Origin of the sequence: Collinsella sp. OM07-12, from assembly GCF_003438275.1 — a bacterium.
Classification (GTDB): domain Bacteria; phylum Actinomycetota; class Coriobacteriia; order Coriobacteriales; family Coriobacteriaceae; genus Collinsella.
This window is the reverse complement of record NZ_QSTQ01000004.1, coordinates 124,266-135,112: the sequence shown is the minus strand read 5'-3', so window position 1 is coordinate 135,112 and position 10,847 is coordinate 124,266. Positions and strand designations below refer to the sequence as shown.

The following is a 10,847-nucleotide window of genomic DNA, read 5'->3' as shown; positions in this document are numbered from 1 at the left end:
CATTGCAACCTCCATCTCTCCTGATGATGGAATTGTCGCAACCGGGGCCCCGTCGCGTGTACTGCGTGCAGGACACTTATCCAAAGTGGTCTAACACAACGAAATATCTCGATCTGTAACATCTGGGCGAGGAAATTGGGTCCACTTGTTACAGATCGAGACAAACTGAAACTATCTCTCAGAAAATCTCAATCTGTAACATCTAAGGGCTCCAAGCGGCCTCACTTGTTACAGATTGAGACGTTATATCTGGACAGTCACGCCATCCCATTACATCCCCGTTAGCAGCACGATGTCGAGAATCGTCACGATGACACCGATCCCTACGAGCAACGCGTTGAGCGGGCGCGAGTTGGCGTATTTGCCCATGACGCGGGGCGAGCTGGTGAGTCGTATGAGCACAAAGACCGTAATCGGCAGCTGAAGCGACAACAGTGCCTGACTCCAAATGAGACCCTCAAAAGGATTCGGGACGACCAGGCACGCCGCCACTGCGCCGACGAAACAGGCCGCCACTCCGATCGAGGAATGTCGGTCGTGGATGTCGTATTCCTCGTCGAATATGCCCGCGGTGATGGTGCCCGCCGCCATGCCCGCCGTCACGCTACTCGATATGCCCGCAAACAGCAGTGCCACCGCAAAGATGGTCGAGCTTGCCGGGCCCAGAATGGGGGAGAGCGTGGCCGCTGCGACGGCGAGGTCGTCTACGACAATGCCGTGCGCAAAGAAGGTCGTTGCGGCCAGGATGACCATGGCCGAGTTGATTGCCCAGCCCACACCCATCGAAAAGAGCGTGTCGAAGAGCTCGTAGCGCAGGCGTTCTTCGATAACCTGCTCGCCTTGGCCTTCGAAGTGCATGGATTGGATGACCTCGGAGTGCAGGAAGAGGTTGTGGGGCATAACGACCGCGCCTAGGACACTTACGATAATCGCGACTGAGCCGGTGGGCATACTGGGTGTAATCCAGCTTGTGGCGGCTTGCGGCCAGTCGACCTTGACCAGCGCAAGCTCGGCTAAAAACGAAAGTCCCACCACGCCCACGAAGGCGATGATCCAGCGTTCGGCGCGTTTGTAGGAGCTTGTCATGAGCATGACAATCGATGCCGCCGCCACGATGATGCAGCCGGCACGTACGGGCAGGCCAAAGAGCATTTGAAGTGCGATCGCACCGCCCAGGACTTCGGCCATGGCGGTGGCGACCGTGGCTAGATACGCGCTGCCGAGTATCGCACGCCCGACGAGGCGGGGCAGGTGGCGCGTCGTGGCCTCGGCAAGACACATGCCCGTGGCGATGCCCAAGTGAGCCGCGTTGTGTTGCAGCATGATGAGCATGATCGTGGACAGCGTGACGATCCACAGCAGCGCGTAGCCAAACTGCGAGCCGGCGGCCATATTGGAGGCCCAATTGCCCGGGTCGATAAAGCCGACGGTCACGAGCAGCCCGGGGCCGATATGCCGTGCGATGTCGAGTCCGCCGTGGCCGCCGGTGCGCGGGGAGCCAAAGTGATGTTTGAGCTGGTCGATCATGGTGCACTCCTGCGTGCCGTTTGTTTGACGCCGCAAAGGATACCCGTTTTAGGCTCAAAATTTGACCATGACTAACAAAATTGGTGTATTTGAATAGGATGGTAAAAGGGGGTTGCCGAAATGTCTTGATCTGTAACAACTAGGGATGGAAATTGGGCCTAGGTGTTACAGATCGAGACGGGAAGAAATGGTCCTATGGAAAATCTCGATCCGTAACAGCTGACCGCCAAAACCGGCCCTTCATGTTACAGATTGAGACATTCGGAACCGTCTCTCGAGAACATCTCAATCTGTAACAGTAAGCCGTCGAAATTGGGTCTTCCTGTTACAGATTGAGATGTTTGAAGCGGTGAGCTTACAGGCCGAACTTGGGGCCCTTGTTGTCGCCCTTGAGCTCGGCGGTGTCCACTCGTAGGGCGTGCGTTACGCGATTGTTTCGAAACGGGCGGGAAACACAGCGGGCCGGCGATGCTCCTAGTATGCCTATTCAACTGACTGTCTTATAACTAGGGGAGGATCGCGATGCAGGCAGATTCCGCTCAGCAGCAGGGCCTTTATCGCCCCGAATTCGACCACGATGCATGCGGCATCGGCGCGCTTGCCGATATCAACGGCGAGCGCCATCACCAGATTCTGGATGACGCGCTGTCCATTTTGGTCAACTTGGAGCACCGCGGCGGTACGGGACTCGAGAAGAATACCGGCGACGGTGCCGGCATCCTGTTCCAGGTTCCGCATCACTTTTTTCGAAAAGAGGCCCAAAAGTGCGGTCAGATTCTGCCGGCGGAGGGCGACTATGGCGTGGCCATGCTGTTCTTTCCGCAGGACGATAAGGGCGTAGAGGATGCCCGTCGCGTGTTTGAGGAAGGCTGCGCCGAGGCCGGCGTGCCGCTGCTCTTTTGGCGCGAGGTGCCGGTCGATCCGCACGACCTGGGCGAGACGGCCCGCGCCTGCATGCCTACTATCTTGCAGGCCTTCCTGGGCCGTCCGGATGACACGCCGGCGGGCGACGCCTTCGAGCGCCGCCTGTACGTGTGCCGCCGCACCATCGAGAAGAAGGCCGACGCCGAGTTTGCTCTGCGCGACAAGATCTTCTACGTGTGCTCCATGAGCTCGCGCACCATCGTGTACAAGGGCATGCTGGTCGCCACGCAGATGCGTCGCTTCTTCATCGACCTCAACGACGCCGCCGTCAAAACGGCTGTGGCGCTCGTCCACTCGCGCTACTCCACCAACACCACGCCCAGCTGGGAGCGTGCGCACCCCAACCGTTTTATCATTCACAACGGCGAGATCAACACCCTTAAGGGCAACGTCAACTGGATTCGCGCCCGCGAGCCCAACCTGTACAGCCCCGTGCTGCAGCACGATCTTGAGCGCGTGATGCCCATCATCAACCGCGAGGGTTCCGACTCCGCGATTCTGGACAACGTTCTCGAGTTTTTGGTTATGAACGGTCGCCCGCTTACGCGTGCCGCATCCATGCTGCTGCCCGAGCCGTGGGACCACAACGATAGTCTGAGTGAGGAGCGTCGCGCCTACGACGCCTACCAGTCTATGCTCATGGAGCCTTGGGATGGTCCGGCGGCCATCGCCTTTACCGACGGCCGTACCCTGGGTGCCGCCCTCGACCGCAACGGCCTGCGCCCGGCTCGCTACTACGTGACGCGCGACGGCCGCTTTATGCTGGCGAGCGAGGTGGGCACCATCGAGGTGCGCCCCGAGAACATCCTGACGAGCGGCTGCCTGGGACCGGGTCAGATGCTCGAGGTCGACTTTGCCCGCGGCCGCGTCATCTACAACGACGAGCTGCGCGCCCGTTACGCCAAGGAAAAGCCCTACCGTGATTGGATTGCCGAGGAGACGCTGACCGTCGACGCGCTCGATGAGCCCGTTGCGGCAACACCCGCCGAGGACGCCGAGGTACCTGCCGCCGTGCGTATGGCCAAGCTTGGCTATCACTGGGATGATGTTGACGAGGTCGTGCGCCCCATGGCCCAGCAGGGCAAGCCCCCGCTCGCCTCGATGGGTATCGATGCGCCGCTGGCCTGCCTGTCCAAGAAGACGCGTTCGTTCTTTGACTACTTCTATCAGCTATTCGCCCAGGTCACGAATCCGCCGATCGATGCCCTGCGCGAGCACATGGTCACCTCGACCACGCTGTACCTGGGCAACCACGGCAACCTGCTCGAGGACTCCCGTACGGCCTGCCAGCTGGTGCGCTTGGAGCGCCCGTTGCTCAACGAGGAGGAGTTCGAGCGCATCTGTGCCATCGACCGTGTGGGCTTTAAGACCCGCCGTTTCCGTGCCGTGTACCGCCGCGATGCCGGCGAGGGCGCGCTGCAGGCTGCGCTCAAGCAGCTTGCCGAGGACGTTGAGGCTGCGGTCCGCGACGGCGTGAACATCGTGGTGCTGAGCGATCGCGCCGGAGCGGGCGAGGTGCCCGTGCCCTCGCTGCTTGCCGTGGGCTGCGTGCACAACCATCTGATCCGCGCCGGTGTGCGCACCTTTGCCGATATCGTGGTGGAGTGCGGCGACGCGGTGTCCCCGCACGACTTTGCGGCACTGGTGGGCTACTCCGCGAGCGGCATCTATCCGTATAACGCGCATGCGTGCATCCGCGATCTGGCTGCGCGCGGCGATCTGGACGTGACGGCCGAGCAGGGCATCGCCAACTACAACAAGGCCGCGACGGCCGGCATCGTCTCTATCATGTCTAAGATGGGCATCTCCACGGTGCAGAGCTATCATTCCGCGCAGATTTTCGAGGCCGTGGGCTTTACGCCGGAGTTCGTCAACGCGTACTTTGCCGGCACGGTGAGCCGTGTGGGCGGTATGGGTGTCGAGGACGTTGAGCGCGAGCAAAACGAGCGATACGACGCCGCGCTCGCTATCCTTAAGAGCCCGGCTCCCGATCAGCTGCCCACACTGGGCCTGACCAAGTGGCGCCCGCTCGGCGGCGAGGATCACCTGATCGACCCCCAGACTGTCTACCTGCTGCAGACTGCCTGTCGCGAGGACAGCTACGACACCTTTAAGGAGTACAGCGCCCGCCTGCACCGCACCGGTCGTGCCGTGCGCCTGCGCGACCTGCTGGACTTTAATGCCAGCGGCCGCACTCCGGTGGCACTCGACGAGGTCGAGCCTGCGCTCAACATCGTCCGCCGCTTTAACACCGGCGCCATGTCGTACGGCTCCATCAGCAAAGAGGCGCACGAGTGCATGGCCATCGCCATGAATCGCCTGCATGGACGTTCCAACTCGGGCGAGGGCGGCGAGGACCCGCGTCGCGAGACCCCGCTGGCCAACGGCGACTCCAAGAACTCCGCCATCAAGCAGGTGGCAAGCGCGCGCTTTGGCGTGACGAGCCGTTACCTGTGTGGCGCCTTCGAGATTCAGATCAAGATGGCCCAGGGCGCCAAGCCCGGCGAGGGTGGCCACCTGCCCGGTAAGAAGGTCTACCCCTGGATCGCCGAGGTCCGTCAGTCCACGCCCGGCATCGGCCTGATCTCGCCTCCGCCACACCACGATATTTACTCCATCGAGGACCTGGCAGAGCTGATCTTTGACCTTAAGAACGCCAACCCCGGCGCGCGCGTGTCGGTCAAGCTGGTCAGCGAGGCCGGTGTCGGTACCATCGCCACCGGTGTGGCCAAGGGTGCTGCCGACAAGATCTTGATCAGCGGCCACAATGGCGGCTCGGGTGCCGCTGCGCGCGACTCTATCTGGCATGCGGGTCTGCCGCTGGAGCTCGGCCTTGCCGAGGCCCAGCAGACGCTGCTGCAAAACGGCCTGCGCTCGCGCGTGGTGCTCGAGGCCGACGGCAAACTCATGGACGGCACCGATGTCGCCGTCGCCTGCTTGCTGGGTGCCGAGGAGTTTGGTTTTGCGACCATGCCGCTCATCTCGATGGGCTGCCTCATGCAGCGCGACTGCCAGCAGGATACCTGCCCGGCCGGCATCGCTACGCAAAACTGCCGCCTGCGTCGTGGCTTCCGCGGCAAGCCCGAGCACGTCGAGCACTTTATGCTCTTTGTTGCCGAGCAGCTGCGCGAGGTCATGGCGAGCCTGGGCTTCCGCACCGTCGACGAGATGGTCGGCCATCCCGAGTGCCTGCGCCAGATCGAGGTCCCGGGCAACCGCAAGGCCAACCTGCTCGATCTGTCGCCCGTGCTGGCGAGCGCGACCTGCGAGTTCGGTGCCCACATTCCGGGTGCCGACGGTCGTCACTTCCTGCCGCAGATGGCTGCCGACAGTGAGCTCGACAAGACGCTCGACTCCACGCTGTTTGTGCCCTACACGGCCGATGCTCGTGCGCACCTGCGTCCGATTCGCTTCCGCGCCGATATCGCAAACGTCAACCGCTGCGTTGGCACCATTCTGGGCAACGCGGTGACCAAGGCGCATCCCGAGGGCCTGCCCGCCGGCTCCATCACCATCGATTGCGATGGATCGGCTGGTCAGAGCTTTGGCGCGTTCCTGCCGCGCGGCATTACGCTCAACGTGTGCGGTGACGCCAATGACTACTTTGGCAAGGGCCTTTCGGGCGGCGAGGTGTCGGTGCGCCCCAACCCGCATGCGACCTACAAGTTCGACGAGAACATCATCGTGGGCAACGTCGCGTTCTTTGGCGCCACGAGCGGCCGCGGCTTCATTAACGGTCTGGCCGGCCAGCGCTTTGGCGTGCGCAACTCCGGTGCCACCGTGGTGGTCGAGGGCTGCGGCAACCACGGCTGCGAGTACATGACGGGCGGCCTGGCGCTCATCCTGGGCGAGGTCGGGCAGAACTTCGCCGCCGGCATGACAGGTGGCGTGGCCTATGTCTTTGACCAGTACGGCACGCTCGATGCCCGTGTGAACCACGAGAGCGTTGAGCTCAAGACCCCGACGGCCGACGAGCTGGCGCAGATTCGCGCGCTCATCCAGGAGCACGTGGACGCGACGCAGAGTCCGCGCGGCATCAAGCTGCTCTACAGCTTTGAGACGATGAGCAAGCACTTTGTGAAGGTCATTCCGACCGAGTACGAGCGCGTGCTGGCGATTGTCGCCGCGGGCGAGGCTGCCGGGAAGACGCATGCTCAGGCCGAGGAGCTGGCGTTTGACATCGTGACCGGTCGCGCGAGCGCCGCGGATGTCGCTCGCTTCGATGTTACGGGTGGTGCTGCGGGCGCTGCGTCCGTGGCCGCCAGCTCTGTTGCTTCGACCAAGAAGGAGGCGTAAGTGCCATGGGTAAGCCCGGTGCTTTTCTTGATATCGATCGCGTGACCCACGAGCTGCGCCCCGTGGAGGAGCGCAGCCGCGATTTCGATCCGCTGTACGTGGAGCTCGACGACGATGCGCGCCGTGCCCAGGCGAGCCGCTGCATGATGTGCGGTGTGGCGTTTTGTCAGATGGGCGCGAGCTTTGGCAAGGCACGCCCGAGCGGCTGCCCGCTGCACAACCTGATTCCCGAGTGGAATGAGCTGGTGTACCGCGGCCGCTGGGACGAGGCTGCCGAGCGCCTGTCGCTCACCTCGCCCATGCCCGAGTTCACGAGCCGCGTGTGTCCGGCGCTGTGCGAAGCCGCGTGCAACCTGGGTTCGGTCGACGGCCAGCCCACGACGATTCACGATAACGAGCGCGCGATTAGCGACCATGAGTGGGCCAACGGCGGTCCGCGCCGCTTTGAGCCGGCGGGAGAGGATGCGCCCACGGTCGCCGTGGTTGGTTCTGGACCGGCTGGTCTGGTGGCTGCATGGGAGCTTGCGCGTCGCGGCGCCCGTGTGACGGTGTTTGAGCGCGATGACCGCCCGGGCGGTCTGCTCATGTATGGCATTCCCAACATGAAGCTCGAGAAGTCCGTGGTCGAGCGTCGCGTGGCGCTCATGCGTGAGTTGGGCATTGTGTTTGAGCTGAGCGCCGATGTGACGGACCCTGCGGTGGCAGCCAAGCTCGATGGCTTTGACGCTGTCGTGGTGGCTGCTGGTGCCCGTGCCCCGCGCGGGCTTTCGGCTGCGAACATCGAAGCGCCCGGCGTGGTGTATGCCGTGGACTACCTGACGGCTTCGACCGTCTCGCTGCTCGATGGTGGCGAGCTCGCGGTGGACGCTCGCGGCCTGGACGTCGTGGTCATTGGCGGCGGCGATACCGGCAACGACTGCGTGGGTACCGCCGTGCGCCAGGGTGCGCGCAGTGTGCGCCAGTTTGAGTTTTTGCCGGCCGCGCCCGATAAGCGCGCGGCGAGCAACCCCTGGCCGCAGTGGCCCAACGTTAAGAAGACCGACTACGGCCAGCAGGAGGCTATCGCTGCGATGGGTGGCGAGATGCGTGCCTGGGGCGTGGATACGCTCGAGGTGCTGCTGGACAAGAAGGGTGCGGCTGCGGGCCTGCGCGTGGTCGATCTGGATTGGTCAGCGGGAAAGCCCGAGCACATCGCGGGCTCCGAGCACGAGGTGCCGGCGCAGCTGGTGCTCATCGCCTGCGGCTTTACGGGTCCGGAGCACAGCGTGTTCGAAGCTGTCGGCGTTCCTGTTGCCACGGCCGGGCGACCTCTGCCCATAATGGCTGCCGAGGGTTCGCATCGTGCAGCTCGCGTGGATGGCGTTGCTGCGGATGCCGCGCCGGTGTTTGTTGCCGGCGACGCCCGCAACGGCAGCTCGCTCGTGGTGAACGCCATGGCCGACGCCCTGGCTTGTGCTACCGAAGTCGCAGACGCGCTGGAGCTGTAAGGTAGTCGCCCACAATCGAATCAACAAGGGCTGCCCCCAACTGCCGGCACAAAAGGAACGTCCCTAAGTGCCGGCAGTTGGGGACGTTCCTTTTCTGTCGGCATTCGGGGACACTCCTTGCGGATTTGCGAGCGATTTGTTCGTTTGTCGACGTGCGGGTGTTCATTTGTCGACTTTTTGGGCTGTGGTCACCTGTTGTTTCTGTGGTGGCTGCGGGCATCTGGCTCAAAAGGGCGGGTTGGCTGTCTATGTCTACCTGCGGTTTCTTTGCGGTGCGCTCATTCGGTCAAGCTTTTCGTCAAGTGTTTGGTCAGCAGTTGGTTTGCAGCCGGAGGCCTATTTTGTCCGTGCTGACAGTGGCTGCCCACCCTCCTCGTAAGCTCAAATTGAGGTTCATCAGTTTGAGGAGGATACTGTGACTGACCACGTTTTAGACCGGGCGCAGCTGTCCGAAGCCGTCGGTAACGATATTGCCGACATGGCCCATTTTTGGATGCTGCGGAAGTTCCAGTTCTTGGAGCCGGCGCGCGAGCAGTTCGAGATCATTGTCGATCCGTGGCTGAGCTATTGTGCCGAGCCTTCGCAAAATGAAATCATGGCCTACAACATGGCATTTACCGATTGGCTGCTCTTCGAGCGCCCCTATCGCCATGGCAAGACGCTGCTCGAGCTGTATGTTGATGAGCCGCCGGCATCGCTTTCGCCTGCCTCGCTCAAGCGGCTCGAGCAGGTACGCGACACGCAGTATTTCTCGCGCTTTGGCATTTTGGACAAGGATCCTGCGTCCGGCATGGTCGCGCTGAAGGACACACGCACCGACCGTCGCTTTGACGTCTACGATCCGCATATCGTGCAAAAGGAGCATTGGAGCGACGGAGCGATTGCGGTGCGCCTCGCCTGCGTCGACGATGTCTGGCTGACGGCGGGACAACTCTATCTGTATGACATCGCACGCCTGAGTGACACGGCGGTCGATGGGCCTGGTGCGGTGCATCCGGAGGACCTGCAGGATGGCTTTGACACCTCGTGCATCAGTTTCTTCTTGCGTCTGGTCCGCGACATCATGGGCGCCCAGGGGCGCTACGTAAAGTCCCTCAACATCTACGAGCAAGAGTGGAAGTAGGGGATGGGCAGCTGTCGCCTGCCTTGCCTTCTGCCTTTTATGTCTCGATCTGTAACGTTTAGGGACAAAAAAACCGGTCTACCTGTTACAGATCGAGACGAATGCTTGGGCGCTGCTGGTTTGTCTAAATCTGTAACGTTTAGGGGCCTGGAGAACGTCTACCTGTTACAGATCGAGACGTTTGGCACCTGGTTGGGGGGAATGTCTCAATCTGTAACGTCTACAGGCTGAAAGTCGACCTTACTGTTACAGATTGAGACAAAGGTTGGACGCACGACTGAAAATCTCGATCTGTAACAACTAGAGGCTCAAAGACTGTCTTCCTGTTACAGATCAAGACATTAGTCAGCGGAGGCAACGGTGACGATGGTCCAGTTGTCCGATGTGGTGGTGATGGAAGTGTCTAATACCGTTTTCAAACACAAGCATACGACTCGCAACACGTTGGCACGGAACAGGATGCTCGCGCGGCTCACGGAGGCGACCGAGCAAGGTGCACTGCTCGCAACGCATGACAATGCCGAGCTCATGTGGCTGCGACGCCATGTTGGAACCGACGATATCGCGGAACCCGAGTCGTATCTGTTCTGTTTTCAACATGATTGGGATACGTTGACACCGGCGGAGCGAGCGCTGCGTACCATCAAAGGGCTTGCGAAGTTTCATCCAGATTGGGCGTTTTGGGGTTATGACGCGGCACTTTTGTGGGGTTTGGAGGTGCCGAATGATCTGCTCGGGCCGCGTTTTCTTGTTAAGACGGGTTGTTCAGTGACGTTGAGCAGCGGGTGCAGGTTGTTGCGTCCACAGGTGGCGGGCACGCTCGAGCGTGTTGATGGCGTGCGGGTGACGTCGTTTTGGCGCACGGTGGAGGATTGCTTGCTGCGTGCGCCGTTCTCCTACGGGTTGGCGATTGCCGATTCTGCACTGCGGGCGAAAAGTGTATCACGTGGGGATTTGTGCGAGCGCCTCCGCGCCGATTGCGAGGGCAGGCGAGGGTATCGCAGGGCACAGGTGATCGCGTCGTATGCGGACGGGCTGTCCGAAAACGGCGGCGAGTCGCGGTTCCGAGCGTTCTTTATTGCGTACGGCTTTCCGGTTCCGGAGCTGCAGGTGGAGTTTCGCGACCCGCTCGATCCGAGCCAGGTGTTTCGGGTTGATTATTTCTGGAAGCTCGAGGACGGGACATGTGTCATCGGCGAGCTCGACGGGAAGGGAAAGTATACCCTGCAGGATGGTGGGGATCGGGAGTCGGTCGACCCATTCGTGGCAGAACGTCAGCGAGAGTCTCATCTGACGATGCTCGGGCACAAGGTGCTTCGGTTTACGTTTGATGAACTCAAGAACCCGGGGAAACTGGCTGAAAAGATGAGACTGGCGGGAATTCAACAGCGGGCCGATCTGGCTGAGGAATGGAGACGCCAGTGGTATGGGTGCTAAGGGGTGCAACTGACGCGAATGTGGTTGTTCCTGCCGAGTTTGTCTCGATCTGT

At 61.6% G+C, this 10,847-nt stretch carries 5 protein-coding genes; 4 read left to right on the top strand and 1 reads right to left on the bottom strand.

Annotated features, from left to right (window positions below; all coding sequences use genetic code 11):
- Positions 1-270: 270 nt before the first annotated feature.
- Positions 271-1,527 carry an Nramp family divalent metal transporter gene (locus DXB98_RS02525; protein WP_117743043.1) on the bottom strand — a complete coding sequence of 419 codons (1,257 nt, stop codon included), beginning with the start codon at positions 1,525-1,527 and terminating at the stop codon, positions 271-273.
- Positions 1,528-2,049: 522 nt separating this feature from the next.
- Here DXB98_RS02525 and gltB point away from each other — a divergent pair.
- The 4 genes from gltB to DXB98_RS02505 all read left to right on the top strand — a co-directional run bounded on the left by gltB (position 2,050) and on the right by DXB98_RS02505 (position 10,794).
- On the top strand, positions 2,050-6,747 hold the full coding sequence (gene gltB, locus DXB98_RS02520) for a glutamate synthase large subunit (RefSeq protein ID WP_117743042.1): 4,698 nt from the start codon (positions 2,050-2,052) through the stop codon (positions 6,745-6,747).
- Positions 6,748-6,752: 5 nt separating this feature from the next.
- Positions 6,753-8,234 carry a glutamate synthase subunit beta gene (locus DXB98_RS02515; protein ID WP_117743041.1) on the top strand — a complete coding sequence of 494 codons (1,482 nt, stop codon included), beginning with the start codon at positions 6,753-6,755 and terminating at the stop codon, positions 8,232-8,234.
- 415 nt (positions 8,235-8,649) lie between these two features.
- Entirely contained in the window at positions 8,650-9,357 is a 708-nt protein-coding gene (locus tag DXB98_RS02510) for a hypothetical protein (protein WP_117743040.1), read from the top strand.
- A gap of 360 nt (positions 9,358-9,717) precedes the next feature.
- Positions 9,718-10,794, top strand: a complete 1,077-nt coding sequence (locus tag DXB98_RS02505; protein ID WP_117734396.1) for a hypothetical protein — start codon at positions 9,718-9,720, stop codon at positions 10,792-10,794.
- The last annotated feature ends 53 nt before the right edge of the window (positions 10,795-10,847 follow it).

Excerpts from the sequence above, each read along its gene's own strand:
- DXB98_RS02525 (WP_117743043.1), bottom strand. The coding sequence starts at position 1,527 with ATGATCGACCAGCTCAAACATCACTTTGGCTCCCCGCGCACCGGCGGC.
- gltB (WP_117743042.1), top strand. The coding sequence starts at position 2,050 with ATGCAGGCAGATTCCGCTCAGCAGCAGGGCCTTTATCGCCCCGAATTC.
- DXB98_RS02515 (WP_117743041.1), top strand. The coding sequence starts at position 6,753 with ATGGGTAAGCCCGGTGCTTTTCTTGATATCGATCGCGTGACCCACGAG.